General features: G+C 70.8%; 26 protein-coding genes. 16 read left to right on the top strand and 10 right to left on the bottom strand.

What is annotated here, in order from left to right; translation table 11 throughout:
- Nucleotides 1-56: 56 nt before the first annotated feature.
- From glyA to ASF71_RS21725, 3 genes are all read right to left on the bottom strand, one after another.
- Nucleotides 57-1283, bottom strand: coding sequence for a serine hydroxymethyltransferase (gene glyA, locus ASF71_RS21735; RefSeq protein WP_056304038.1), 1227 nt, complete (start codon nt 1281-1283; stop codon nt 57-59).
- A gap of 93 nt (nt 1284-1376) precedes the next feature.
- Nucleotides 1377-1895: a hypothetical protein gene (locus ASF71_RS21730; RefSeq protein WP_056304037.1), complete on the bottom strand. Its 519-nt coding sequence runs from the start codon at nt 1893-1895 to the stop codon at nt 1377-1379.
- A 5-nt stretch (nt 1896-1900) separates the two neighbouring features.
- Entirely contained in the window at nt 1901-3382 is a 1482-nt protein-coding gene (locus ASF71_RS21725; RefSeq protein WP_056304035.1) for a potassium/proton antiporter, read from the bottom strand.
- Between the two features lie 75 nt (nt 3383-3457).
- On the opposite strand from ASF71_RS21725, the gene ASF71_RS21720 reads away from it, so the two are divergent.
- From ASF71_RS21720 to ASF71_RS21690, 7 genes are all read left to right on the top strand, one after another.
- Nucleotides 3458-5104 carry an ATP-binding protein gene (locus ASF71_RS21720; RefSeq protein WP_235514689.1) on the top strand — a complete coding sequence of 549 codons (1647 nt, stop codon included), beginning with the start codon at nt 3458-3460 and terminating at the stop codon, nt 5102-5104.
- A complete protein-coding gene (locus tag ASF71_RS21715) occupies nt 5091-5528 on the top strand; it encodes a response regulator (RefSeq protein WP_056304034.1) in 438 nt (145 codons plus the stop codon). The genes ASF71_RS21720 and ASF71_RS21715 overlap by 14 nt, the downstream gene beginning before the upstream one ends.
- Nucleotides 5529-5785: 257 nt before the next feature.
- Nucleotides 5786-6805 (top strand): phenylalanine--tRNA ligase subunit alpha, encoded by a 1020-nt coding sequence (gene pheS, locus ASF71_RS21710; protein WP_056304032.1) that lies wholly within the window; start codon nt 5786-5788, stop codon nt 6803-6805.
- An 8-nt stretch (nt 6806-6813) separates the two neighbouring features.
- On the top strand, nt 6814-7122 hold the full coding sequence (locus ASF71_RS21705) for a hypothetical protein (RefSeq protein ID WP_056304029.1): 309 nt from the start codon (nt 6814-6816) through the stop codon (nt 7120-7122).
- Nucleotides 7119-7838: an aspartate/glutamate racemase family protein gene (locus ASF71_RS21700; protein WP_056304027.1), complete on the top strand. Its 720-nt coding sequence runs from the start codon at nt 7119-7121 to the stop codon at nt 7836-7838. The genes ASF71_RS21705 and ASF71_RS21700 overlap by 4 nt, the downstream gene beginning before the upstream one ends.
- Nucleotides 7835-8260, top strand: a complete 426-nt coding sequence (locus ASF71_RS21695) for an NUDIX domain-containing protein (protein ID WP_235514688.1) — start codon at nt 7835-7837, stop codon at nt 8258-8260. Before ASF71_RS21700 ends, ASF71_RS21695 begins: the two co-directional genes overlap by 4 nt.
- Nucleotides 8257-10716: a phenylalanine--tRNA ligase subunit beta gene (locus tag ASF71_RS21690; RefSeq protein ID WP_056304025.1), complete on the top strand. Its 2460-nt coding sequence runs from the start codon at nt 8257-8259 to the stop codon at nt 10714-10716. The genes ASF71_RS21695 and ASF71_RS21690 overlap by 4 nt, the downstream gene beginning before the upstream one ends.
- A gap of 78 nt (nt 10717-10794) precedes the next feature.
- On the opposite strand, the gene ASF71_RS21685 is transcribed toward ASF71_RS21690, so the two are convergent.
- A complete protein-coding gene (locus ASF71_RS21685) occupies nt 10795-11787 on the bottom strand; it encodes an NUDIX domain-containing protein (RefSeq protein ID WP_056304023.1) in 993 nt (330 codons plus the stop codon).
- Nucleotides 11788-11840: 53 nt separating this feature from the next.
- On the opposite strand from ASF71_RS21685, the gene ASF71_RS21680 reads away from it, so the two are divergent.
- From ASF71_RS21680 to purK, 3 genes are all read left to right on the top strand, one after another.
- Nucleotides 11841-13073 carry a lipid-A-disaccharide synthase-related protein gene (locus ASF71_RS21680; protein WP_056304021.1) on the top strand — a complete coding sequence of 411 codons (1233 nt, stop codon included), beginning with the start codon at nt 11841-11843 and terminating at the stop codon, nt 13071-13073.
- Between the two features lie 90 nt (nt 13074-13163).
- Complete coding sequence (gene purE, locus ASF71_RS21675; protein ID WP_056304019.1) at nt 13164-13697, top strand: 5-(carboxyamino)imidazole ribonucleotide mutase; 534 nt, start codon at nt 13164-13166, stop codon at nt 13695-13697.
- Complete coding sequence (purK, locus tag ASF71_RS21670; protein WP_255354765.1) at nt 13694-14842, top strand: 5-(carboxyamino)imidazole ribonucleotide synthase; 1149 nt, start codon at nt 13694-13696, stop codon at nt 14840-14842. The genes purE and purK overlap by 4 nt, the downstream gene beginning before the upstream one ends.
- Nucleotides 14843-14900: 58 nt before the next feature.
- On the opposite strand, the gene ASF71_RS21665 is transcribed toward purK, so the two are convergent.
- From ASF71_RS21665 to hemC, 3 genes are read right to left on the bottom strand one after another with little or no spacing between them, the layout of a single operon-like run.
- On the bottom strand, nt 14901-15911 hold the full coding sequence (locus tag ASF71_RS21665) for an asparaginase (protein ID WP_056304017.1): 1011 nt from the start codon (nt 15909-15911) through the stop codon (nt 14901-14903).
- Nucleotide 15912: 1 nt separating this feature from the next.
- Nucleotides 15913-16176 carry a hypothetical protein gene (locus tag ASF71_RS21660; RefSeq protein WP_056304015.1) on the bottom strand — a complete coding sequence of 88 codons (264 nt, stop codon included), beginning with the start codon at nt 16174-16176 and terminating at the stop codon, nt 15913-15915.
- Nucleotides 16160-17089: a hydroxymethylbilane synthase gene (hemC, locus tag ASF71_RS21655; protein ID WP_056304013.1), complete on the bottom strand. Its 930-nt coding sequence runs from the start codon at nt 17087-17089 to the stop codon at nt 16160-16162. The genes ASF71_RS21660 and hemC overlap by 17 nt, the downstream gene beginning before the upstream one ends.
- 132 nt (nt 17090-17221) lie before the next feature.
- Between hemC and ASF71_RS21650 the strand changes: the two genes are divergently transcribed.
- The 4 genes from ASF71_RS21650 (at nt 17222) to ASF71_RS21635 (ending at nt 21374) form a co-directional block, all read left to right on the top strand.
- Nucleotides 17222-18538, top strand: a complete 1317-nt coding sequence (locus ASF71_RS21650) for a hemolysin family protein (protein ID WP_056304011.1) — start codon at nt 17222-17224, stop codon at nt 18536-18538.
- A 137-nt stretch (nt 18539-18675) separates the two neighbouring features.
- On the top strand, nt 18676-18975 hold the full coding sequence (gene rpoZ / locus ASF71_RS21645; protein WP_014686077.1) for a DNA-directed RNA polymerase subunit omega: 300 nt from the start codon (nt 18676-18678) through the stop codon (nt 18973-18975).
- A 129-nt stretch (nt 18976-19104) separates the two neighbouring features.
- Nucleotides 19105-20493 (top strand): nicotinate phosphoribosyltransferase, encoded by a 1389-nt coding sequence (locus tag ASF71_RS21640; protein ID WP_056304167.1) that lies wholly within the window; start codon nt 19105-19107, stop codon nt 20491-20493.
- A 128-nt stretch (nt 20494-20621) separates the two neighbouring features.
- Entirely contained in the window at nt 20622-21374 is a 753-nt protein-coding gene (locus ASF71_RS21635; protein WP_056304009.1) for a TM2 domain-containing protein, read from the top strand.
- Nucleotides 21375-21417: 43 nt separating this feature from the next.
- Here ASF71_RS21635 and ASF71_RS21630 read toward each other — a convergent pair whose 3' ends face one another.
- The 3 genes from ASF71_RS21630 to ASF71_RS21620 all read right to left on the bottom strand — a co-directional run bounded on the left by ASF71_RS21630 (nt 21418) and on the right by ASF71_RS21620 (nt 23210).
- Nucleotides 21418-22326, bottom strand: coding sequence for an ROK family protein (locus ASF71_RS21630; protein WP_056304164.1), 909 nt, complete (start codon nt 22324-22326; stop codon nt 21418-21420).
- A gap of 138 nt (nt 22327-22464) precedes the next feature.
- On the bottom strand, nt 22465-22725 hold the full coding sequence (locus ASF71_RS21625) for a hypothetical protein (protein ID WP_056304008.1): 261 nt from the start codon (nt 22723-22725) through the stop codon (nt 22465-22467).
- Nucleotides 22722-23210 carry a thioesterase family protein gene (locus tag ASF71_RS21620; RefSeq protein WP_056304005.1) on the bottom strand — a complete coding sequence of 163 codons (489 nt, stop codon included), beginning with the start codon at nt 23208-23210 and terminating at the stop codon, nt 22722-22724. The genes ASF71_RS21625 and ASF71_RS21620 overlap by 4 nt, the downstream gene beginning before the upstream one ends.
- A gap of 37 nt (nt 23211-23247) precedes the next feature.
- On the opposite strand from ASF71_RS21620, the gene ASF71_RS21615 reads away from it, so the two are divergent.
- Together ASF71_RS21615 and cutA are read left to right on the top strand one after the other, a co-directional pair.
- Complete coding sequence (locus ASF71_RS21615) at nt 23248-23664, top strand: cell division protein FtsB (RefSeq protein ID WP_235514687.1); 417 nt, start codon at nt 23248-23250, stop codon at nt 23662-23664.
- An 84-nt stretch (nt 23665-23748) separates the two neighbouring features.
- Nucleotides 23749-24066, top strand: a complete 318-nt coding sequence (gene cutA / locus ASF71_RS21610) for a divalent-cation tolerance protein CutA (protein ID WP_056304003.1) — start codon at nt 23749-23751, stop codon at nt 24064-24066.
- Nucleotides 24067-24119 lie beyond the last annotated feature (53 nt).

Here is a 24119-nt window from a genome sequence, read left to right as displayed (position 1 = left end):
AAGGCGGCCGGCAGGGACGTTCTGTGTCCCCTGCCGGCCGCCAGCAGCGCACGGGCTCAGGGCAGCGGGAAGCCCCCGGCGAAGGCGTGGACCTCGGCCGTCACGTCCTCTTCCTTCAGGGCGCGGTCAATCAGGCCGGCGATGGTGTCCATGTCGGCTTCCAACATGCCGCGCGTGGTGACGGCGGGCGTGCCCAGGCGGATGCCGCCGCCGTGCATGATCTTCTCGGTGTCATAGGGCAGCGTGGACTTGGAGATCGTGATGGAGTTGCCGTCGAGTCGCCGGGTCGCCTTGGTGCCGTTCAGGCCCTGGGCGCGCAGGTCGAGCACGAGCAGGTGGTTGTCGGTACCCCCCGAGACCACGCGGTAGCCGCGCGCTTCAAAGGCGGCGGCCAGCGCCTGCGCGTTCTTGATGACCTGCTTGGCGTACGCCTTGAATTCGGGTTGCAGGGCCTCGCCGAAGGCCACCGCCTTGCCGGCGATGACGTGTTCCAGCGGTCCGCCCTGGTAGCCGGGAAACACGGCGCGGTCGATCTTGGCGCCCAGTTCGGGGTCGTTGCTCAGGATGATGCCGCCGCGCGGGCCACGCAGGGTCTTGTGGGTGGTGCTGGCGACCACGTGGGCGTGGGGCAGTGCGTTGGGGTGCTCGCCCGCCGCGACCAGACCCGCGATATGTGCGATGTCGGCGAACAGGATGGCCCCCACCTCGTCGGCGATCTCGCGGAAGGCCGCGAAGTCGATGTGGCGGCTGTACGCGCTGGCGCCCGCAATGATCATCTTGGGCTGGTGCTCGTGGGCGAGGCGGCGCACTTCCTCCATGTCGAGGCGCTCGGTATCGGGGCTGACCTTGTAGCCCACGATCTGGTAGCGCAGGCCCGAGAAGTTCACCGGGTTGCCGTGCGTGAGGTGCCCACCGTGCGAGAGGTCCATGCCCAGCACGGTGGCCCCCGGTTCGATCAGGGCGTTGTACACCGCGAGGTTGGCGCTGCTGCCCGAGTGCGGCTGCACGTTGGCCCACGCGGCGCCGAACAGTTCCTTGACGCGGTCGATGGCCAGCTGCTCGACCTTGTCGACGACCTCGCAGCCGCCGTACCAGCGCTTGCCGGGGTAGCCCTCGGCGTACTTGTTGGTCAGGACGCTGCCCTGGGCCTCGCGCACCGCCGCCGAGGTGAAGTTCTCCGAGGCGATCAGTTCCAGGCCAACGCGCTGGCGCTCTCCCTCCTGCGCGATCAGGTCGAAAATGGCCGTGTCCCGGACACGGGCGGGGTTCTCGGCGGTCGTCATGCCTTCACCGTAACACCCTCGCCCCGGCGCCGGAGGGAGGGTGTCTTTGCAGGTCAGACGAGGAGGGGCCGGGCAGGCTCCCGGCGCCCGCCCCTACTTGCAGTTCTTGACGGCCGCGATGGCCTGCGTCAGGCCCCGCACCGGAAAGGTGTAGGTCAGTTCGCGCAGGCCCACCCGCTTGACCTGGATGACCACCTTGCTCTGGGCCGAGCGGAAGGCCGCGAGCAGCTGGGCGTCGACCTCGTTGGGGACGAACAGGGCATTGAGGTTGGGCTTGTTCTCTTCGCCCGACCACACGGACGCGACGGTGCGCGGAGTGCCGGCGTCCACCTGATAGCTCAGGGGCGGTGTGGTCCTGGTTTTATAGTCGGCCAGGGTGTACAGCGGGTCCTTGGCCGTGAGGTAGAACACGAAGGCCCCGTCCTGGCACATCAGGGCGACGAAGGTCTTGTTGACCGTGTCGTTGACCTCGTCCAGAAAGATGTTGCTGGTGTTCTTGCCGGTCGTCTGTTCGCGCGACACGTCGTAGGACACCGTGGTGCCCGGCACGTACACGTCGGCCGAGGCCACGCCCAGAGTCGCCAGCACGCCCGCCACCACAAACTTTCGCATGAGGCTCATGGTAGCTGCCCCGGCCGCACCGCGCCGCCCAGTTTCTGACGTACGGCCCCGAGGTCGCGGTCCTGTGCCAGCACGAGCACGCTGTCGCCGGCCTGAAGCTCGGTGGCCCCCTTGGGAATGAGGAACTCGCCCGCACGGTGAATCAGGATGACGAGGGCCTCGGGCGGCAGGTGCAGGTCCACGATGCGCGCGCCGTCGGCCTCGCCGCCCGCCCGCACGTCCACCTCGACCATGCCGCCCTTGCCCTGGCCGGTGGGCGTGTAGGTGATGGGGTAGGCGGTGCGCAGCGGCAGCGCCTCGCGCACGCCCAGCCAGCGGGCGACCAGCCCCAGTGTGGTGCCCTGGAGCAGCACGCTGGTCAGGACGATGAAGAACACGATGTTGAACAGGGTCTGGGCCTCGGGCACCCCCGCCAGCAGCGGAAAGGTCGCCAGCACGATGGGCACGGCTCCGCGCAGACCCACCCAGGCGACCATGCTCTTTTCGTTGAAAGGCATCTTGGCGCGCGCGAGGCTGAGGTACACGCTCAGGGGGCGCGCCACGAACACCAGCACCAGGGCGCAGGCCAGTGCCAGCCCGGCGGTCGGCACCAGTTCGCGCGGGTTGACGAGCAGGCCCAGCGTCAGGAACATGGCGACCTGCATGAGCCACGACAGCCCGTCGTGAAACGAGATCAGGCTGCGCTTGTGGATGAAGTCGGCGTTGCCCAGGATGACCCCGGCGATGTAGATCGCCAGAAAGCCACTGCCGCCCAGCACGGCCGTGCCGCTGAAGATGGTCAGCGCCAGCGCGAGGCTCAGGACCGAGTACAGGCCCTCGAACTGGAGCTGCAACCGGTTCAGGAGCCACAGCGCCGCGCGGCCCAGCAGCACGCCCAGCAGCGCGCCCAGCAGCATTTCGCGCAGGAACAGCGGCACGATCTCCAGCACGCCCATGCCCGGATGCCCGATGAGTTCGAGCAGCCCGACCGTCAGGAACACGGCCATGGGGTCGTTGCCGCCCGACTCGAATTCCAGCAGCGGGGCCACGTCGCCCTTGAGCCCCAGCGCCCGCTCCTTGAGGACCGAGAAGACCGCGCTGGCATCGGTCGAACTGACCACCGCGCCCAGCAGCCAGGACGTGAGCCAGGGCCACCCGAACACGAGGTGCACGAAGCCCGCCATGACCCCGGCCGTGACGAGCACGCCGATGGTCGCCAGGCTCAGGCCCCGGCGCACCACGGGGCGGGTGTGCGCCCAGCTCGTGTCCAGGCCGCCCTGAAAGAGAATGAAACACAGCGCCACGATGCCCAGTGTCTGCGCCAGCGCGTAGTCGTGAAATTGAATGCCCAGGCCGTCGGACCCCGCGACCATTCCCACACCCAGAAACAGCAAGAGTCCTGGAATACCGAGCCGCCCGCCCAGTCGGCTGACCAACAGACTGGCGATCAGCAAAACGCCGACCACCAGGAGATAAGGTTCCGCATGTACTTCGCCCATAAGGTCTATGGTCGCACGCCCGCGTCTTTCGGCCGGCCGGCTGGGTTGCCGGGGTGACCTACAATCGGGGCCGCCATGCCCGCGCCCCAGCCCACGTCCGCCCCCCCCGCGCCCGCGGTGTCCGGACTGGCGCCCGGAGCGCCGGGGCCCGGTGGACCGGACACCGGCGTCCCCCCGCACGGCGCCACACTCTCGGGCCTGATCCTGCGGCCGCTGCTGGCCCCGCTGCTGCTGCTCGTGCTGCTCGCGGCGGCGGTGCTGTACGGCGTGGGGGTCAACGGGCGCAGCGTGCAGGAGGTCACGGCCTCCCAGGCCCGGCTGAACCTGATCCGCTCGCTCGAGAGCGACATCGTGAACCTGGAAAATAGCCAGCGCGGGTTCGTGATTACAGGAGACGACAGCTACCTGGAGCCCTACGCCCGCGCGCAGGTGTCGTTCACGCGCGATGTCGGGCGCCTAAGCACGCAGGGAGCGACGGCCCGGCAGCTCGGCAGCCTGGACCTCCTGAATACCGAGGTGCGGGCCTGGGCCACCGGAGCCGCCACCCAGGAGATCACGGCCCGGCGGCGGTCGCTGGCCGGCGCGGCGGCGCTCGTCGCCGAGGGCCTCGGGCGGCGGCAGCTGGCCCAGGCGCGCGAGCTGCTGGGCCTGATGGCCGAAAACGAGAACCAGCGCCTGGCGGCGGCCCTCGACCAGAGCCGCCGTACCCTGCGTGCAGTGCAGTGGGGCACTCCGGCCGGCGTCCTGCTGTGCGCGGCGCTGCTGCTGTGGGCCTCGCGGCGTTCGGCCCGCACCGTGTCGCGCGGCGTGCAGGACTTCACGCGCGGCGCCGGCGAACTGGCGGCCGGCAACTACGGCCGCCCCCTGGCCCGGACCGGCGTGCGGGAACTCGACGTGCTGGGTGGGCAGTTCGGGCGCATGGCGCAGGCGGTCCAGCAGCGCGAGCGGGCGCTGGCCGAGGCGGGCGAGGCCCTGCGCGAGAGCAACGTGAATCTGTCGCGCAGCAACCGCGAACTCGAACGCTTCGCCTACGTCGCCTCGCATGACCTGCAAGAACCGCTGCGGACCATCGGCAGCTACACCGAACTGCTCGCGCGGCGCTACGGGGGCCAGCTCGACGCGCGGGCCGACCAGTACATCGCCTTTACCATCTCGGCCACGCAGCGCCTGAAAAACCTCATCCAGGACCTGCTGGCCTTTTCGCGCGTGCGCAGCGCCAAGCCGGTCAGCGCCCCGGTGGATCTGGCCGAGCTGAGCGCGCAGATCGTGGCCGACCTGGGCACCAAGGTCGCGGAGACGGGCGCCGTAATAGAGGTCGGGCCGCTGCCGACCGTGCAGGGCAACGCCGAACTTCTGCGCCATATGGTCCTGAACCTGCTCACCAATGCCCTGAAGTTCCGGGCGCCCGGCCGGACCCCGCACGTGACGGTGGGGGCAAGGCGCGAGGCCGGGCGCTGGGTGGTGTCGGTGTCCGACAACGGCATCGGCATTGAGGCCCAGTATTTCGGGCGGATCTTCGGGGTCTTCGAGCGTCTGCACGCCAACGACGCCTACGAGGGCAGCGGCATCGGGCTGGCGGTGACGCGCAGCGCGGCCGAGCACCACGGCGGCGAGGTCTGGGTGGACAGCGTGCCGGGTGAAGGCAGTATCTTCTCGTTCAGCCTGCCCGACGCCCCCGCGGGCGCGGCGCCCCTCGGAGACCTGCCCCATGAGAGCTATTGAGATCCTGCTGGTCGAGGACAACCCGGCCGACATCCTGCTGACCGAGGAGGCCTTCGGCGAGGCCGATTTTCTCCACCGCCTGCACGTGGCCCGCGACGGCGTCGAGGCGCTGGCCTTCCTGCGCCGCGAGGGCGCCTACGCAGGAGCGCCGGCGCCCGATGTGGTCCTGATGGACCTGAACATGCCGCGTATGAGCGGCCTCGAGGCGCTCGACATCCTGAAGGAGGACGAGGCGCTGCGCCGTATTCCGGTGATCGTCCTGACCACCTCGCGCGCCGAGAGCGACATCTGGCGCAGCTACAACCTGCATGCCAACGCCTATATTCCCAAGCCGGTGACGGTCGGCGAGTTCGTCGAGGTCATCAGGTCCTTCGAGGCCTTCTGGTTCGGGGCCGCCGCCCTGCCGCCGCGCGAGGGGCCCTGAGGGGGCCTGACCCGCTGTCCGGGAAGCCGGAACGCCGGTCAGGGGGCAGCGGCCGGGCGGTCTGCTACGCTGCGTGACATGACGCCCCGCCCCGGTACACCTTCGCCGTTTACCTGGAGCGGGGCCGCGCTGACCTGAAGTGTTCACCTGGAACCGTGGTCAGCCGCGCTTGGCCCCGCCCGCACCTGTTGCGCGGCGGGGGTTTTCTTTTGGCCGGGTCATGAAACGTCCGGCGCAGATTCGCACAGGAGAGACATATGCAGGAAACCGCACTGAACGAGATCGCCGGGGCCACCACCCTGGAGGCCTTGCAGGCCGTCAAGACGAAGTACGTGGGCAAGAGCGGGCTGGTGACCAAAGAACTCGGCAGTCTGGGCAAGCTGCCCCCCGAGGAGCGCAAGGCGCGCGGCGCCGAGATCAACGCGGTGCGCGCGGCCTTGCAGACCGCCCTGGACGAGCGCGAGGTGATCCTCAAGCGTGAAGCGTTGGACGCCCGTCTGGCGTCCGAGGCGGTGGACGTGACGTTGCCGGGCCTGGGACTGCCGACCGGCGGCCTGCACCCCATCAACCGGGTGTACGACGACCTGCTGGGCATCTACGAGCGCTTGGGCTATGCGGTCGTGGAGGGCCCCGAGGTCGAGGACGAGCACCACAACTTCGAGGCCCTGAACGTCCCGTGGTACCACCCTGCCCGTGACCTTCAGGACACCTTCTGGCTCGAAGACGGCCGCCTGCTGCGCACGCACACCAGCCCCATGCAGATCCGCTACATGGTGGACCATGAGCCGGACCTGAAAATCGTGGTGCGCGGCAAGGTGTACCGCTACGAGGCGACCGACGCCACCCACGAGGCGATGTTCCACCAGCTCGAAGGCCTGGTCGTGGGCGACGGCATCAGCATGGCCGATCTCAAGGGCACCATCGCCGAGATGGCGCGCGGGCTGTACGGTCCTTCGGCGCGGGTACGCTTTCAGCCGAGCTACTACCCCTTCGTGGAGCCGGGCGCGGACTTTGCCGTGTGGTGGGAAAACCCGCGGGGCGAGAGCAAATGGCTGGAGCTGGGCGGCTGCGGCATGGTGCACCCCAATGTCTTCAAGGCCGTGGACGACCTGCGCGAGGCCGAGGGCAAGCTGCGCATCTACGAGGGCAAGACGGGCTTCGCCTTCGGGCTGGGGCCGGAGCGCATCGCCATGCTCAAGTACGGCATTCCCGACATCCGCTACTTCTACGCCAACGACCCGCGCGTGCTGGGGCAGTTCCGGGGGGAACTGGGGTGAATGAGGGCATGCTTCAACCTGAAGAACTGGCGCTGGCCCTGGAGATGATCGCGGCGGACGTCCGAAGATTCTCGCTCTCATTACCGGGCCAGGACGATATGTACTGGACGATTCTGGACGCCGATGAACTGTATGACGTGACGAAGGAACCCGTGACCTACGGCGTCGGCAGTCTAAATGACGATGCCGAGTCCTTGCGGCGGCTCATCCAAGACATCCAGGACCAGGACGTTCACGGCCTGGGCTTGCTTCTAGCCGAAAAAGTTCTGCCGGTGTTGAACAACCTTTATCACCGCGTATACGGAGAATCAGCATGACCCATCTTCCCCAACGGACCCTCGGCATTCTCGGCGGCATGAGTTGGACCAGCACGGCCGAGTACTACCGCCAGATCAACACGGCCTACGCCGATCGTGAGGGCGGCCTGCACTCGGCACCGCTGCTGCTGCACTCCTTCGACTTCGCGCAGGTCGTCGCACTGCAGAAGGCGGGCGCCTGGGACGAGGCCGCCGAACTGCTGGGCGGGGCCGCCCGTCGCCTCCAGGATGCCGGAGCCGGAGCCATGCTCATTGCCACGAACACCATGCACCTCGTCGCGCCGCAGATCGCGGACATGCTCGACATTCCGCTGCTCCACATCGTGGACAGCACGGGCACGGCCCTGAAGGCGGCGGGTGTGGAGCGGGTGGGCCTCATCGCCACCGCCTTCACGATGGAACAGCCCTTCTACAAGGACCGCCTCCAGGAGCGCTTCGGCATCGAAACCATCGTGCCCGAGGCGGCCGAGCGCGCCGAGGTCCACCGCGTCATCTTCGACGAGCTGTGCCGCAACGACATCCGGCCCGAGGCCCGCGAGGGCTACCGCGCCGTTATGGAGGGTCTGGCGGCGCGCGGCGCGCAGGGCATCATCCTGGGCTGCACCGAGATTCCTCTGCTGGTGGGACCGCAGGACTCGCCCGTGCCCACCTTCGACACGACGGCCCTGCACGCGCAGGCGGCCGTGAGCTGGCTGCTGGACGGCGTGACCCCGTGAGCGTCCCCGAAACCACGACCGGCAGAGAACGTGCCGTGGGCATCCTGACCCGGCCCGGCGAGGTGCTGCTCATGCTGCGGCGCAAGGCGGGACGCGCCTACGCCACCCTGCCCGGCGGGGGGATTGAGGCCGGCGAGACGCCCGCGCAGGCCTGCGCCCGCGAGATGCTCGAAGAGGTGAACCTCGTGGTGACGGTCGAGGAAGAACTCGCCGTGCTGGAGACCCTGGGCAGCCGCGAGCACTACTTCCGCGTATCGGCCGTCTCGGGCGAGATGCGCCTGGGCGACGGCCCCGAGGGCATCCGCCAGAGCGACGAAAACCGCTACGACCCGCAGTGGGTGGCGCTGGAGCGCCTAGACGCCGTGAACCTGCTGCCCGAAACAATCCGCCCCGCTGTGCGCGGCCTGCTGGAGACTCTATGAAACTGCCCTATTCCTGGCTCAAGGACCTCGTGCCGGGCCTGCCGCCCGTTCATGAGCTCGAACCCATTCTCGCCGGCCTCGGCCTGCCCCTGGAGGGCGTCGAGGAGGTGCCCGCGCCGCCCGCCGGGGTCCTGCTCGTCGCTGTGACGGAGGCCTCGCCCATCGAAGGCACGGCCCTGACGCGCCTGACTCTGGATGTAGGCGAACACGGCGAGCGGGTCATCGCCAGCGGCGCGCCGAACGCGGTGGGCCTCGCGGCCGGCACCATGCTGGCCCTCGTGACCCCCGGCACCACGCTGGGCGGCGTCGAGTACGGCGTGCGCCCGTTGCAGGGCGTGGCGTCGTGGGGCATGGCCGCGAGCGCCAAGGAGCTCGGCATCGGCGAGGCGAGCGCGGGGCTGCTGCTGTTCCCCGCCGGCACGGCCACCCCCGGCACGCCCATGCGCGAACTGTGGAGTGCCGACGCCGTGCTGGACGTGGAGGTCACGCCCAACCGCGCCGACGTCCTGAGTGCCCTGGGGCTGGCGCGCGACCTCGCCGCCTTCCTGAACCTGGAATTGCGTGAGCCGCCCGCCGGAGCACCGGCCCAGGGCGAGGGCCAGGTCCGCGTGACCCTGCCGCCGCGGGGCCTCGTGCTCGAGCGCGACCCCTCGCGCAAGCTGCGTTTCGGCTGCGACCACTTCGCCGCACGTGCGGTGAGCGGCGTGCACAACGGTCCCGCCCCGCTGTGGATGCAGCGCCGCCTGACCCTGAGCGGGATGCGCTCCATCGACCTGATCGTGGACACGAGCAACTACGTGATGCTCGAACTCGGGCAGCCGACCGCGCTGTATGACCGCCGTGACGTCGCGGGCGACCAGATCATGGTGGCCTTCGGGCTGCGTCAGGGCGAGCGGGTCAAAGACCTGCTGGGCAAGACGCACGAGACTGGCCCCGAGGACCTCCTGATTCTCGACGGCGCAGCGGGCAGCCTGCCGACCGTCGCCGAGGCCTTCGCGTCGGCGGGGGAGCCGAAGGCAGGCGTGCACGTGCTAGGCATCGCGGGCATCGTGGGCGGCGACCACGGGCACGTGCGGGCCGATACGGCGGACGTGGTGATCGAGTCGGCGCACTTTGACCCCGTGCTGCTGCGGCGCACCTCGACCCGCCTGGGTCTCAAGACCGACGCCGTGTACCGCTACGAGCGCGGCGTGGACCCGCTGCTCGCGCCGCGCGCCGCGTGCCGGGTGGCCGGGCTGCTCGCCGAGTACGGCGGTGGCGCGCCCGAGGGCGGCATGACGGTCGTCGGCAAGCCGGAACTTCCGGGCCAGATCAACGCGACCGGCGACCAGATCCGCGCGCTGCTGGGGATGCACGTCGACACCGCCGAGATGCGCGCTCTCCTCACCCGCCTGGGTGCCGAGGTGGCGGGCGAGGGCGATACCCTCACCGTCACGCCGCCCTCCTGGCGGGTGGACATGGCGATCTGGCAGGACCTCGCCGAGGAAGTGGCCCGCCTGCACGGCTACGCCGAGCTCCCCGAGACGCTGCCGGGCCTGCGGGTCCACGACAGCAATGTCGGCGCGTCGGCGGCGAACACCGCGCGCACGGCCCTTCGCCGCGCCCTGTCGGGTCTGGGCTTCCAGGAGGTCGTGACCTACACCTTCACCAGTGACGAGGAGGCCGCCCGAGCACGCACCGAGGCGCCGGGCGTGCGTCTGCGCAACCCCCTGACCGCCGACCGCACCAGTCTGCGCACGGCGCTGTACCCGAGCCTGCTCAAAGCGGCGCAGGGCCACCCCACAGGCGAGCGGACGCTGCTGTTCGAGCTGGGGCGGGTGTTCCCGGCCAGCGGCGAGGCCGAGCGCCTAGGCCTGCTCATGCGCGGCCCGCTGGCGCCCAAAACCGACCAGCCGGGCGTGGCAGGGGGCCTGCGGGTCTTCACCGGGCTGGTGGCAGGCTTCGCGGCCAGCCGGGGCGCGGCCTTCGAGCTGCGGCAGTTGCGGGGCGAAGCCGTCCCCGCCGCCCTGCACCCCGGCATCGCGGGCGAGGTTGTTTGGAACGGGCAGGCGGTCGGCTTTCTGGGCGCCCTACACCCCGAGACCGCGCAGGCGTTCGGTCTGGGGGGCGACACCTTCGTGCTGGAAGTCTCACTGCCGCTACCGGAACGCGAGTGGGCCTTCCGCGATCCCAGCCGCGCGCCGGCCGCGTGGCGCGACCTCGCCGTGACCCTGCCGCTGGAAGTCAGCTACGGCGAACTGGCCGCCCTGCTGCGCGCCGAGGCGGGCGGGCTGCTCGAAAGCGTGGAGCCGTTCGATGTGTACCAGGGCGAGCAGGTGGGCGAGGGCCGGCGCAGCGTGGCCGTGCGCCTGGTCTTCCGGGGTGAGAAGACCCTGACCGACGCCGAGGTGGACCCGGTGATGGAGCGCCTGATCGGAGCCGTGCGCGACCGGAACTGGAGCATCCGCGAGAAGTAGGGGCTAGAGGGGGGCGCCGGGGCGTGGAAGCCTGCGGCCGCCCCTCTTCTGTGTCCCTCCGTTCGCCCGCGAGGACCGTCACACCGGGCTTGCGGCCCCGGCCTGAGCCTCCTGCCACAGCGCCACGGCCCGGCGCGTGTGCGGCCCGAGCAGGTCCAGGTCGCGGAGCTCGGCGGCCCGCATATACTGCGCCTCCGTGAGCTCGGCGGCGGGCAGCCGCACCTCTCCGCTTACCCCCCGCGCCCGGTAGACCACCCCGACCGAATCCCAGACTCCTGTGTCGTCGCGGTAACGGAATTCCGGACCGGCCAGGAGGTGCAGCGGCTCCAGCGAGGCGGCCTCCAGCCCAGTCTCCTCACGCAGCTCGCGGCGGGCGCAGGCTTCCAGACTCTCGCCGGGCTCCAGCTTGCCGCCGGGCAGGGTCCACCGGCCGCTCTCAGCGTCGCGCAGCAGCAGCAGACGGCCCGAGTCGTCCTCCACGTACACGCTCGCGCCGGGCACGAACCAGGGCTGTCCCCGCAGCAGCCCCGAGAGATCGGCCCAGTAGCCGGGATCACGACTCGGCGCGCGTCGGGGTGGCAGGGCCAGCGGCGGCAGGCCCGCCCGGCGGCGCAGGATGTTCAGACACACCACATTGATGCTCCCGCTGATGGGAGGGAGGGTGTCGGGGGCGAACCAGCCGAGCTCTAGCGTCTCGCCGCTGTCGTCGGGGTGGGCCCCGGCCAGGGCGCTGGTGGGCAGCGTGCCGTAGAACAGCACGTCCACGATGTAGATCTCGTCGCCGTGCGGGTAGCGGTGGTACAGGTCCGGGCCGCTGACCAGCCCATCGCGCAGGCCCAGCCACGTCAGGTCAGGGCAGTCCAGGCCGGTTTCCTCGCGCAGTTCTCGCCGCGCCGCCGCCAGAAAGTCCTCGCCGCTCTCGACCCCGCCGCCCGGAAAGCCCCACAGGCCGTCGTCGCCCCGCCGCTGGAGCAGCGCCTCGCCGCGTTCGTTCTCGATGAGTAGCCCGGCGGCCACCCCCAGCAGTGGGCGGGTACCCCAGGCGGCGCGCACTCTGAGCAGGTCGGACATGTGGCGAGCGTAGCGCGGGCCTGGGCCCCCCCGGCTTGATAGACATAGGGCGAATGCCTGCCTCCGCCCTGCTTCTGATCTCCAACGGCCACGCCGAAGACCTCATCGGCGCGGCGCTGGCCCGCGAACTGCGTCGCCGCTCGCCGGACCTGATCCTGAAGGCCCTGCCGCTGGTGGGGGAGGGCCGGGCCTACGCGGGCGTGGCCGAGGTCGCCGGGCCGACGCTGAACCTGCCTTCTGGGGGGTTTCCCTTCGGCAGTCTGGAGAACTTGCGCGCCGACCTGCGGGCCGGACTGGTGGGCACGTCGCTGGGGCAGATGGTCGCCGCCCGGCTGCGGGGCGCGGAGGTCGGGGGCGTGACCGTGGTGGGCGACACCTACGCGCTGGCGCTCGGGGCGCTGGCCGCAGGAGCGGTGCCCGGCGCCCGCACGCGGCCCCGGCTGCCGCTCGTGCACCTGCAACCGCTCGTGTCGGTGCTGTACGCCCAGGACATGGGGCTGTGGGACCACCTGCGCGAGCTGAACGCGCTGGGCGCCAACGCCTTCATGCCCTGGGAGACCGCGCTGGGCCGCCGCGCCGAGCGGGTCTACACCCGCGACGCGGCCTCGGCCCGGCACCTCGCCCGCCGGGGCGTGAACGCCGCCTACCGGGGAGGCTTCGCGCCCGACATCCTGCCGCCGCCCGAACGCGACCTGGCGGGGGTACGGGACGGGCGCGCGGTGCTGGCGCTGCTGCCGGGGCAGCGTGGCGACGCCCGGACCTCACTGCCGGTGATGCTGGACGCCGCTGCTCTGCTGCCCGAGGCGCAGGCGCTCGTGGCGTGGCCCCGCGACTGGGCCGAGCTGCCCCCCCTCCCTGGCTGGGAGGTCCGGGCCGAGTCCGGTTCGCTCGCCTGGGCCACGCGCGGCGACGCCCTGCCCGGTGCTCTGCGGGTGGGACTGCTGCGCGGCGCCTTCTCGGTCCTCCTCCATGCCGCTGCCGACTCCGGGGGGCTGGCCCTGGGGACGGCGGGCACTGCCAGCGAGCAGGCGGCGGCCCTGGGGGTGCCGGTCATCGGCTTCCCGACCGCCGGGCCGCAGTACGTACCCGGCTTCGCGGCGCGGCAGGCCCGGCTGCTCGGCGCGGCCCTGACCCTCAGCGCCCCCGACCCGCAGGCCGTTGCCGCTGCCGTGCGGGCGCTGTTGCAGGACAGTCGCCGCCTCGCCTTCGCCCGCGCCCAGGGCCAGGAGCGCATGGGCGCGCGCGGGGCGCTGGCGCAGATCGCGCGGGACATCCTCGGGGAGTAGGAGGGCAGGGAAAGGGAGGGCGGCGGGCCAGAGGGCCAACGGATCGGCTGTCGCCCCCTCCCCACTCCCTCCTTCCTACAACCCACTACCATGCGGGGCGTGACGAACGACGTGCAGCCGCCCCGCGTGGGCGTGGTGATGGGATCGCGCAGCGATTTCGCGACGATGGAAGGGGCACTGAAGGTGCTGGGCGAGTTGGGCGTGCCCTACGAGGTCCGGGTGCTGTCGGCCCACCGCACGCCGGAGCTGCTCGCCAGCTACGCCGCGCGGGCCGAACGCCTGAACCTGAGCTGCGTCATCGCCGGGGCGGGCGGCGCGGCCCACCTGCCGGGGATGCTCGCGGCCTTCACGCGCGTGCCGGTGCTGGGCGTGCCGGTGCAGTCGCGCGCCCTGAGCGGCCAGGACTCGCTCCTGAGCATCGTGCAGATGCCCGCCGGCGTGCCGGTCGCCACGTTCGCCATCGGGGAGGCGGGGGCCAAGAATGCCGCGCTGTTCGCCGCGGCCCTGCTCGCCACGACCGACCCCGGCGTGCGGGGCCGCTTGGAGGCTTTCCGGCAGGCCCAGACGCGGGCGGTGCTGGACGAGCCGTATTTTGACGGCCACCCCCAGGCGGGCGAGGCGTGAGCGCGCCTACCGGAAAGGCCGAGACGTTCGCGGGCCCGACCCTGGGCATCCTCGGCGGCGGGCAACTGGCGCAGATGCTCGCGCTCGCGGCGCTGCCGCTGGGGGTGCGGGTGCGGGTGCTGGAGCCCGACCCGCAGGCCCCCGCACGCCTGTGTGCCGATCACCTCCAGGCCCCCTACACCGACCCCGCCGGGTTGGACGCCCTGGCCGAATGCGACGCCGTGACCCTGGAATTCGAGAACGTGCCGGTCGCGGCCCTGGACGCGCTGTCGGGGCGCGTGCCGGTGCGCCCGGGCGGCGAGTTGCTTGCGCGCAGCAAGCACCGCGCCCGCGAGAAGGCAGCCCTGCGCGCGGCCGGGGTCCAGACCGCGCCGTTCGTGGCTGTCGAGACCGAAGCCGACTTGGACGGCGCGCTGGAGCGGGTCGGCGGCCGGGGCATCCTCAAGACCTCCGAGCTGGGCTACGACGGCAAGGGGCAGGCGCGCGTGTCTACCCAGGGCGAGCTGGCCGAGGCCTGGGCCGCTCTGGGCCGCGTGTCCTGCGTGCTGGAGGGTCTGGTGGCCTTCGAGCGCGAGGTCAGTCTGAGCGTGGCGCGCACGGCGGGCGGCGAGCTGGCTTTCGGGCCGCTCATCGAGAACGTGCACCGGGACGGCATCCTGCGCACCAGCGTCTACCCGGTTGCTGTTCCCGAAAGTACGGGCCCGGAAGACACCGAGGCGCGGGCCCGCGAGGCTGCCCGCGCCATCGCCGAGGCCTGGGGGCTGGAGGGCCTGCTGACCGTCGAGTTTTTCCTGCTGCCCGGCGGCACGTTGCTCGCGAACGAGGTCGCGCCGCGCGTCCACAACTCCGGGCACCTGACGCAGGACGGCGGCGGCCTGAGCCAGTTCGAGGCCCAGGTACGGGCCGTACTGGGATTGCCGCTCGCCGACTGGCGGCCGCTGCTGCCCTGCGCGATGGTGAACGTGGTCGGTGTGAAGGGCCGGGAGCCGCAGTGGGCCGCCATAGACGCGCTGCCCGGCACGCATGTCCACCTGTACCACAAGGCCCCGCGCGCCGGCCGCAAGCTGGGGCACGTCAACGTGGTGGCCCCCGACCTGGGGACCCTGCGGGAGCGCGTGGCCCGGCTGGAGGAACTGATTCCCTGAGTCTCAGCGGGAAGAGGGGCGCTGGTCGGTGCACGCCTGCGCCTCCTTCCCCACCGGTCTAGTACCGCCCGCCTGTGAACACGCCCCGGATTTCCTCCCGGTCCATGCCCAGGCTCAGCAGCACGAGCAGCAGCAGGCGCGCCTTGTGGGCGTTCAGGAAACTGGCCGGGATGGCGCCGGCGGCCACCAGGGTCGCGCCGCCGCCCGCGTAGCCGTACACCGGCAGGATGGGGCCGGTGTGCGTGCGCGTGGCGATGACTACAGGCTTTTCTGTCGCCTCAATCAGGGGCAGCAGTTCGGGCGGCAGGTTGCCGGTGCCCAGCGCGGCGATGACCAGTCCGTCGGCCCGCGCGGCGGCCTCGGCGTAGCCCTCGCCCTGCCAGCCGGCGTAGGCGTATAGGACCTCCACGCGGGCGCCCAGCGCCGCCGGGGCGTAGGTCGGGCGCGGCTCGGGCGTGGCGAAGTAGTGCACCTGCGCGCCGTACCCGCTCGCCTCGTCACCGGTGCGGTCGGCGCGGCCGATGGGGCCGGGGGAGCCCCCGAAGGCGTCCACCGCGCTCGTGTGCACCTTGGTCACGGTGCGCGCGTCGAATAGGTCGCCGCCAAAGGCCACAAGCGGCCCGCGCCCGGCCGTCCGGGGGTCCAGGGCCACCAGCGCGGCGTCAAGCAGATTGCCGGGGCCGTCCCACGAGACCTCGCCGGCGTGCCTCATGCTGCCGGTCAGGACCACGGGGGGCAGGCCGGCGGGCAACACCAGATGCAGCAGGTACGCCGTCTCCTCCAGCGTGTCGGTGCCGTGCGTCACCACGATCCCGTTGTGGCCGGGGCCGATCTCCTCGATTAGCCGGGCGAGCCGCAGCATGTGCGCCGGGGTCACGTGCGGGCTGGGCAGCGTGAAGGGCAGGTACTCGCTGAGATGCGTGTCCCGCAGGCCCGGCACGCTGGGAGCACCCTGCGGCTTCACGCCGCTGCCGTCGGGGCTGGGCCGGCTGGCGATGGTGCCCCCGGTATGGATGACGGCCAGACGCCGCTGGCCTCCGGGTGCAGGGTCCTGCGCTGCCGTGCTCATCTCAGCGCTTGCGGTAGGCCGCGCCCAGCGGCGCCAGGGCGATGAGCGCCCCCAGCACCACGAGCAGGGTCACCGGCAGCTCGGCCAGGACAGCCTCGCCCAGCGGCTCGCCGGGGCGCTCCATCAGGCCCGCGCCCAGCCAGACGGCGCCGGCCAGCAGGGCCAAGCCCCAGGTCACGGCGCACAGGTTCAGGCCGGCCAAGGCGGGCTTCAGGGGCGCGAGGCCCAGGCCCGCGCGTCCACGCGGCTCAGCTGTGCGCGGCATCAATCAGCTCCTGCGCGCCCTGCGCGAGCATGTCGGCGGCCAGTTCGGCCCCCAGTTCGGCGCACTCGGTCACGTCGCCGCTGCTCTCGGCGCGGATCACCTTGCGGCCGTCCACCCCACCGACCCAGCCTTCCAGAAGCAGCACGCCGCCCTTAATGGTCGCGTGCGCGCCCACCGGGGCCATGCAGCCCGCGCCCAGCCCCGCCAGGAACTCGCGCTCGGCGGTGATGCGGTCGTCGGTCAGGTGGTCGTGAATCGCGTACACCACCTCGATGTTCAGGTCATCGTCGGCGCGCGTCTCCAGCGCCAGCGCGCCCTGGCCGGGGGCCGGCAGCAGGATGTCGGGGGCCACGAACTCGTCGATCCGGTGGCGCTGCTCGGTGCGGATGAGGCCCGCCGCCGCCAGGATGATCGCGTCGTACTCTCCGCCGCCGATGGCCGCGAGCCGCGTGTCGATGTTGCCGCGCAGGTCCTTGACCACGAGGTCGGGCCGGTAGGCGCGCAGGAAGGCCTTGCGCCGCACGCTGCTCGTGCCGATGCGCGCGCCCTCGGGCAGGTCCGCGAGCTTTTTCATGCCCTCACGCCCGATGAGCACGTCGCGCGCGTCCACCCGCTTGGGAATGGACGACACTTCGAGGCCGTCGGGCTGCGCAGTGGGGAGGTCCTTGAGCGAATGCACCGCGATGTCGACCTGCTTTTGCAGCAGGGCGTCCTCGATCTCCTTGACCCAGAACCCCTTGTCGCCTTTCTGGGCCAGTGCCCCCAGGCTCTCGCGGCTGCGGTCACCCTTGGTGCTGATGGTCTGAATCCGGAAATCGGTCTCCGGCCATTCCTCTTTGAGCCGCGCCACGACCCATCGCGTCTGCGCGAGCGCGAGCGCCGAGCCCCGCGTGCCAACCGTCACCGTCCGCATAACCGGAGCAGTATACGTCCTGCGGGCAATCTGTTTGTCTTTCCGGCCGGGTTGTCCCGTTCCGGGCTGGGGCCACACTGAACTGTCCTTCAGAAAGGCCCGGCCGACCCTTTCCTCCCGTACACTCCAACCGTGGGCAACCCCGTGCTGGAGTTCGGCATCCTCATCCTTCTGCTGCTGATCAACGGCTTTTTTTCAGCGTCCGAGCTGGGGGTGGTGTCGGCGCGGCGTTCCCGGCTGGAGGCGGCGGCGGCGCGGGGCGAGCGCGGTGCGGCGGCGGCCGTGCGCCTTGCCGATAGGCCGGGGGCCTTTCTGGCGACCGTGCAGATCGGTATTACCCTCATCGGCACCATCAGCGCGGTGTTCGCGGGCGGCAGCCTGACCCGCTACGCCGAACCGCTGCTGCGTCCCGTATTCGGGGACGCGGCCGACACGGCGGCGAGCATCGCGGTGGTGCTACTTGTGACCTTCCTGTCGCTGGTGCTGGGCGAACTCGCGCCCAAGAACATCGCGCTGCGTAATCCCGAGAGCCTTGCGGCGCGGGTGGCGCCTTTCTTTGCGGGGCTCTCGGTGGTGGCGCGGCCGGTGGTGTGGCTGCTCGACGTCACCTCGCGGGGGTTGCTGGCCCTGATCGGTGTCCGGGGCGAGTCCGCCGAGGTCATCACCGAGGAGGACGTCAAGGCCGTGGTGTCTCAGGCCGCCCGCAGCGGCAGCCTGGAAGAGGCCGAGCACGCCCGCTTCGGGGCCATGCTGCGCTTCAACGACCGCCGGGTCCGCGACCTCATGACCCCGCGCTCGGAGGCGGTCACGCTTGACGTGCGGATGTCGGTGGCCGAGGTCGTGGATACGGTCCTCGCCTCGGACCATGACCGCTACCTCGTGCGCGACGAACAGGGCGAGGTGGTCGGGCAGGTGGCCGTCATTGATGTGCTGCGCGCCCTGCACACCGGGGAATCGCTGGCCGATCTGGTGCGCCCGGCCGTCTACCTTCCCGAATCGGCGTGGGCTGAGGACGCCCTGAAGCGTCTTGAGGGCGAGGGGCAGGCCCGCCTGGCCGTCATCGTGGACGAGTACGGTGACTTCACGGGTCTGCTGAGCATCACCGACCTGCTCTCGGTGCTCGCCGGCGTCGAGATGAACACTTCCGACGAGGAAGGGATCGTGCGCCGCGCCGACGGCAGCTACCTCGTGGGCGGCAGCATGGCCATGCACGAACTGCGCGAGGACCTGCCCCTGCCCGAACTGCCGCGCGAGGAATTCAGCACGCTGGCGGGCTACGTCCTCGATCTGCTGGGCGAGTTTCCGCACGTGGGCACCACCCTCCAGATTGAGGGCTGGGAGATTGAGGTCATGGACATCGACGGCCCGCGTGTGGACCGCCTGCTCATCCGGCCTCCCCGCACCGAGGGTGACGATGTGAATTTTACCGGCCCTACCCACACGGTCTGAGGGCCGCGCGCGCGGCAGTGTGCGCCTCACAGTTGCCCTGATCCGGCGGTGGGCGGTAGACTGCGTGGCTGAAATGCGCCCCGGTCTCGGTCCAGTCCCGGAGATGAGGAGGCCAGTGCGGCGCGGGGGAGACAGACATGGCAGAAAAAGATATCGACAAGTTGCTTTCGATGACCGACAGCAAGTACCGCCTCTCGGTGGTTACGGCCAAGCGGGCCCTGCAACTGCGCAGCGGCGCGCCCAGCGTGCTGCCGGTTGAGCAGCGCGTGCGGACCCACAACCTCGTGACCCAGGCCATGCGTGAACTCGCCACCGGCCAGCTCACGGTGGGCACCAACCTCATCGACGAGGGCCGCTTCCATCAGGACTACATGCGCCAGCGGCAGGCCCAGATTCAGGCCCAGCTCAACGCCGAGCGCGAACGCGAACGCGACTGAGCAGCGCGGCTCCAGGGGAACGGTTTCAGCCGTTCCTCCCTTTTTGTCTCACCTGACTCATAAACAGAGAATTAGATTATGAGACATAAGGACGCCCTGCCTGTAGGGGCCGCCCTGGAGGAGACCGCCATGAGTGCGCACCTGTCCGACCAGAACCTGATTCTCGACACCGATAGCTACAAGAGCAGCCACTTCCTGCAGTACCCCCCCGGCACCACGCGGCTGTTCAGCTACCTCGAGTCGCGCGGCGGGCGCTACCCGGTCACGCGCTTTTTCGGGCTCCAGTACATTCTGGACCGCTACCTGACGCGCCGCGTCACGGCCGAGATGGTCGAGGAGGCCCGCACCCTGATCGAGGCGCACGGCGAGCCCTTTCCCTACGACGGCTGGATGCGGGTCGTCCGCGTACACGGCGGGCGGCTGCCGCTGGAAATCCGCGCGGTGCCCGAAGGCTCGCTCGTCCCTATCCACAACGTCTTGATGTCGGTGACGAACACTGATCCCGAGCTGCCCTGGCTCGTCGGCTGGTTCGAGACGATGCTGATGCGGGTGTGGTACCCCATCACGGTCTGCACCCAGAGCTGGCATATCCGCCAGATCATCGGCAAGGCGCTGGAGGAGACGAGCGACCGCGCCGCCGAGGAACTGCCCTTCAAGCTGCACGATTTTGGCAGCCGGGGCGTGAGCAGCCGCGAGAGCGCGGGCCTGGGCGCTCTCGCCCATCTTGTGAACTTTCAGGGCACAGACACCCTCGAAGCCCTGCGGGTGGGCCGCAACCACTACGGCGCCGACCTTGCGGGGTTCTCGATCCCGGCGGCCGAACACAGCACCGTCACCAGTTGGGGCAAGGAGCACGAGGTGGACGCCTACCGCAACATGGTGCGCACCTTCGGCAAGCCCGGCGGGGTATTCGCGGTGGTGAGCGACAGCTACGACCTCAAATACGCCATCAACGTGCACTGGGGCGAGACCCTGCGTCGTGAGGTCGAGGAAAGCGGCGCGACGCTCGTTGTACGCCCGGACAGCGGCGACCCTCCTGCGATGGTGCGTCTCGCCGTGCACGCGCTGGCAGCCAAGTACGGCACGGACACCAACAGCAAGGGCTTCAAGGTCCTGCGGCACGTCCGCGTGATCCAGGGCGACGGCATCGACGAGCAGACCATCGGGCAGATTCTCCAGAATCTCGTGGTGGACGGCTACAGCGCCGAGAACGTGTCGTTCGGCATGGGCGGCGCCCTGCTCCAGAAGGTGGACCGCGACACGCAGCGCTTCGCCTACAAGGCCAGCGCGGGCCTCGTCGACGGCGAGTACCGGGGTATCTACAAGGACCCCGTGACCGATCCTGGCAAACGCAGCAAGGACGGCGTCCTCGACCTCGTCGAGGAGGGGGGGCGCCTCGTCACGCGGCAGTACCGCACCTTCGACACCGACTTTCCGGGCTCGCTGATGCGCACGGTGTACCGCGACGGCGACCTGCTCGTGCGCGACACGCTCGACGAGATCCGCGCACGGGCGTAGGCAGGAGGTATCCAGGCCGCCCGGACCTCTGCGTCCGGCGCGGCCTGTATCTTTGGGCCTCTCCCTGATTTCCCGGCCCCACTTTTGGCCGACGCAACCCGCCCGCCCGCAGGCGCGTACTGTGGAGCATGACCAAGCGAGACGACCCCTCCGGCAACCCGGACCTGACCCCCCAGGGCAACGCGCCCTCGTGGGTGGACGAGGTGCTGGGGGCCTCGGCTGCTCCCGCCGCCGCGCCCCAGACTGGCCCGGGCCGCCCCGACCTGAGCAAGGAGCGTCCGGCGCCCCCGGCGCCGCCGCGGACCCCACTGGAAGGCCCGGAAAATCTGCGGATTCCCGAGCCCACCCGTGCAGGCCGGCCCGACGATTTTTCCAGTGACGCCTGGGTGAGCCGCATGACCGGGGGGCCGGCCCGCACGTCCAGCGCCCCTCCGACCGGGCGCCCCTTCTCCGAAACGACCTATGCCGAGCCGGAGCCGTCCCGCGGCGCGTGGCCGCAGGAGCCGCCGCGGGACGCGTGGAACGGTGCCCGTCCGGTGGCTCCGTACGTGGGCGGCCTCGCGGGCGGGGACGTGGCCCAGAAGAAGCTGATCGCGGGGCTGCTGGCGATCTTCCTGGGCAGCCTGGGCGTACACAAGTTCTACCTGGGCATGAACCGTCCCGGCGCCGTGCTGCTGGGCCTGAACGTCGGCGTGTGGGTGCTGGCGACCCTGCTGGGAATCATTACGCTGGGAGTGGGCTTTCTCATCACCCTGCCCCTGGCCAGCCTCCTGAGCTTCGCTTTGGGCGTGCTGGGCCTGGTCGAGGGCATCATCTACCTCACCAAGAGCGATGACGCCTTCGCGCGCGAGTATCTGGTGGGCAAGAAAGCCTGGCTGTAAAAGAGGTAGGGAGGCCCGCAGGTGGCGGCCTCCCCAGCCCTGTTCAGCCGTGCCGCGCCGCGAGTGCCGCACCGATCACGCCCGCGTCGGTGCCGAGCTGCGCGCGGCGGATGGTGACGGGCGCGAAGCCCTTCGAGTATTCGTCGGCGGCGCGCTGCACGCCCTGGAAGAAGTAGTCGCCCACGCTGGCGACACCCCCGCCGATCACGAACACCTCGGGGTCGAGGGTCTTTTGCAGGTCGGCCAGCGCCGTGCCGATGTGCCTCAGCGCCTGCGCGACCACGCGCCGCGCGGCTGGGTGGCCCTGCTCGGCCAGCGAGAAGGCCTCGGCGGTGCTCACGTCGCGGTTCAGGGCGTAGCTCGCGTCGCGCGCGATGGCCGTGCCGCTGGCGACCGCCTCGAGCGCGCCGTCCAGCCCCGCGCCGCTCACGGGGCCGCCGGGCATCACCGTGATGTGCCCGATCTCGCCCGCGATGCCGTGGCGGCCGCGCCACAGTCGCCCGTTCAGGACCAGCCCCGCGCCGATGCCGGTGCTGACCGTCACGTACACGCTGCTCTCGGTGCCGCGCGCCGCGCCCAGGTGGGCCTCGGCCAGGGCGGCGGCCTTGGCGTCGTTTTCCAGGATGATGCGCTGCCCCAGCCGCTCGCGCAGGCCGTCGACCAGCGGCACGTCGGTAAAGCCGTAGATGTTGGGCGCGAACTTGACGCGGGTGCGGTCGGCGTTCAGCGGTCCCGGCACCCCCACCCCGATCAGGCGGGCCTCAGGTTGCGCGGCCTGGAGGGCTTTCACCTGCGCGGCGATGGCGTCGAGGACCCCTTCCCAGCCGGTGTCGGGCGTGGGCTGCACGTGGCGCTCCAGAAGGTGCTCGCCGCGCAGGACCCCGCAGGCGATCTTGGTGCCGCCCACGTCCACGCCGATACTGATCTGCTCCGCTGCCGTCTGTCCTGTCATGGTCACTGCGCCTCCCGTCCTCCGCCGCTGCCTGCGGCGCGCCTGCTCTCCCTGCCGCTGTGGTGTCCGTGCCGGGGTTCCCCGGTCAGGAACCGCTTCCAGCCGTGCTCAGACCCTCACTGTAGCGTGCGGGCCAGCCTACTCGCCCAGCAGGGCCAGCGCTTCTGCAAGTTGCACCTCGGGGACGTACAGCCCGACGTCGCCCAGGTAGCCGCCCGTCTCGATCTCGATGACCGGGCTGGCCATCGCCCACTGGAAGGGCGTGCGGATCACGCTGACCACCCCGCCTGCCGACAGGGTGCGCCGCCAACCCTCGGCCAGCAGCCGGGGCAGGGTGTCCAGGCGGACCCAGGGGTCGCCCTGGTACAGCACGCGGTCCTCGTAGGCCGCGCGGCTCATGCCCCGCCCGGCGCGCCGGCCACGGGTTCCGTCTCCTGGGCCAGCAGCCCCGAGAGCCGCTCCCGCAGGTCGCCGGCCAGGGGCACCGGGCGCAGGTCGGCGTCGACGCGCACCTGCACCGTGCGGGCGTAGGCGCAGGGCACGCCGTCGGCCACCACGCGTGAGACCAGGGTCCAGGAGGTGTGGCCGATCCGCTCGACCAGCGTCTCGACCACCACCGTCTGGCCGGGGCGGATTTCGTGCCGGTAGTCCAGTTCCAGCCGGGCGATCACCGAGCGGTCCTGACTGGGCGGCACGCCGAGGTCGGTCATGAGGATCACGCGCGAAGTTTCGAGATACTGCACGTACACGGCGTTGTTCAGGTGCCCCATGGTGTCGAGATCGCCGTAGCGCATCTGGATTCCGGCGCGGTGGGGAGCGCGCCAGTCCAGGCGCCCGAACGCCTCCTCCGGGCGGGAGCGGGGGGCGGGGTCAGGAGTCCTCATGCCCCTCAGTGTAGGGGCGGCGTATCTTCTGAAACGAATGGAAGACCACCGCGCGCCCCCGTCCTCACCGCTGTCTCCGGGCCGTCCCGTCGCCGTCAGGGGCAGCTGGCGGGGCCGCTGGCGCGCGTGGCAGCGCCTGCCCGTCACCTTGATCGCCGCGAGTCTCCTGTTGGGTCTGGGGATTGTGCAGCTCGCCTTTCAGCTCGGCAACACCGCCTACCGCAGCGTCACCTGGACCCGGGAGACGCGCGAGACCCGCGTGCGCGTCGCCGCCCTGGAGCGCGACGTGGCGGTGTTGCAGGCCGCCGAGCGTTCGGCGGCCGACCCGGCCTACCTGCAGGAACTCGCGCGCTGTCAGGGGTTCGTGGGCAAGACCGAGACGGTATTGATCGCGCCCGACGCCGCCAGGACGCCGGGCCGGGGCGAGAACTGCGAACTCGTGCGCCTGCCCTGAGTCACCCTCTGGCCGGCGCGTCCCACAGGCAACGCTAAGGCCGGCTCAGGGCGAGCCGCCGGGCTGGCCCGCTATTGTGGCGTCATGTCACTGGTCGTTCTGGTCACGGTTCCGCCCGAGCGCGCGCACGAGCTGGCACGTACCCTGGTCAGCGAGCGCCTGGCCGGCTGCGTCAACGTGCTGCCCGGCGTGCAGAGCATCTACCGCTGGGAAGGTGAGGTCGCCGAGGACCCCGAGACCCTGCTGCTCATCAAGACGACCGGCGAGCAGTACCCGGCCCTGGAGGCCCGCGTGCGCTCGCTGCATCCCTACGAGGTGCCCGAGATCGTGGCGCTGCCCTTCGACCGCGCCCTGCCCGAATTCCAGAGCTGGTTGCGCGAGTCGACCGAGCCGGTCACCTGAAGCTCAGGGCGTGCCGGCCCAAAAAGAAATCCCCCACCGTGAAGTGGGGGAAA

The organism is Deinococcus sp. Leaf326 (assembly GCF_001424185.1).
GTDB lineage: Bacteria > Deinococcota > Deinococci > Deinococcales > Deinococcaceae > Deinococcus.
Note: the sequence above shows the minus strand (reverse complement) of the source record. Positions and strands in the feature narration are given on the sequence as shown.

Coding starts and splice junctions, on each gene's coding strand:
- ASF71_RS21640 (WP_056304167.1), top strand. CDS start 19,105: ATGAGTGCGCACCTGTCCGACCAGAACCTGATTCTCGACACCGATAGC.
- ASF71_RS21620 (WP_056304005.1), bottom strand. CDS start 23,210: ATGAGGACTCCTGACCCCGCCCCCCGCTCCCGCCCGGAGGAGGCGTTC.
- ASF71_RS21615 (WP_235514687.1), top strand. CDS start 23,248: ATGGAAGACCACCGCGCGCCCCCGTCCTCACCGCTGTCTCCGGGCCGT.
- ASF71_RS21700 (WP_056304027.1), top strand. CDS start 7,119: ATGACCCATCTTCCCCAACGGACCCTCGGCATTCTCGGCGGCATGAGT.
- ASF71_RS21630 (WP_056304164.1), bottom strand. CDS start 22,326: ATGACAGGACAGACGGCAGCGGAGCAGATCAGTATCGGCGTGGACGTG.
- rpoZ (WP_014686077.1), top strand. CDS start 18,676: ATGGCAGAAAAAGATATCGACAAGTTGCTTTCGATGACCGACAGCAAG.
- ASF71_RS21730 (WP_056304037.1), bottom strand. CDS start 1,895: ATGCGAAAGTTTGTGGTGGCGGGCGTGCTGGCGACTCTGGGCGTGGCC.
- cutA (WP_056304003.1), top strand. CDS start 23,749: ATGTCACTGGTCGTTCTGGTCACGGTTCCGCCCGAGCGCGCGCACGAG.
- ASF71_RS21665 (WP_056304017.1), bottom strand. CDS start 15,911: ATGAGCACGGCAGCGCAGGACCCTGCACCCGGAGGCCAGCGGCGTCTG.
- ASF71_RS21725 (WP_056304035.1), bottom strand. CDS start 3,382: ATGGGCGAAGTACATGCGGAACCTTATCTCCTGGTGGTCGGCGTTTTG.
- ASF71_RS21685 (WP_056304023.1), bottom strand. CDS start 11,787: ATGTCCGACCTGCTCAGAGTGCGCGCCGCCTGGGGTACCCGCCCACTG.
- ASF71_RS21635 (WP_056304009.1), top strand. CDS start 20,622: ATGACCAAGCGAGACGACCCCTCCGGCAACCCGGACCTGACCCCCCAG.
- ASF71_RS21720 (WP_235514689.1), top strand. CDS start 3,458: ATGCCCGCGCCCCAGCCCACGTCCGCCCCCCCCGCGCCCGCGGTGTCC.
- ASF71_RS21680 (WP_056304021.1), top strand. CDS start 11,841: ATGCCTGCCTCCGCCCTGCTTCTGATCTCCAACGGCCACGCCGAAGAC.
- purE (WP_056304019.1), top strand. CDS start 13,164: ATGCGGGGCGTGACGAACGACGTGCAGCCGCCCCGCGTGGGCGTGGTG.
- ASF71_RS21690 (WP_056304025.1), top strand. CDS start 8,257: ATGAAACTGCCCTATTCCTGGCTCAAGGACCTCGTGCCGGGCCTGCCG.
- hemC (WP_056304013.1), bottom strand. CDS start 17,089: ATGCGGACGGTGACGGTTGGCACGCGGGGCTCGGCGCTCGCGCTCGCG.
- ASF71_RS21660 (WP_056304015.1), bottom strand. CDS start 16,176: ATGCCGCGCACAGCTGAGCCGCGTGGACGCGCGGGCCTGGGCCTCGCG.
- ASF71_RS21625 (WP_056304008.1), bottom strand. CDS start 22,725: ATGAGCCGCGCGGCCTACGAGGACCGCGTGCTGTACCAGGGCGACCCC.
- ASF71_RS21705 (WP_056304029.1), top strand. CDS start 6,814: ATGCTTCAACCTGAAGAACTGGCGCTGGCCCTGGAGATGATCGCGGCG.
- pheS (WP_056304032.1), top strand. CDS start 5,786: ATGCAGGAAACCGCACTGAACGAGATCGCCGGGGCCACCACCCTGGAG.
- ASF71_RS21715 (WP_056304034.1), top strand. CDS start 5,091: ATGAGAGCTATTGAGATCCTGCTGGTCGAGGACAACCCGGCCGACATC.
- glyA (WP_056304038.1), bottom strand. CDS start 1,283: ATGACGACCGCCGAGAACCCCGCCCGTGTCCGGGACACGGCCATTTTC.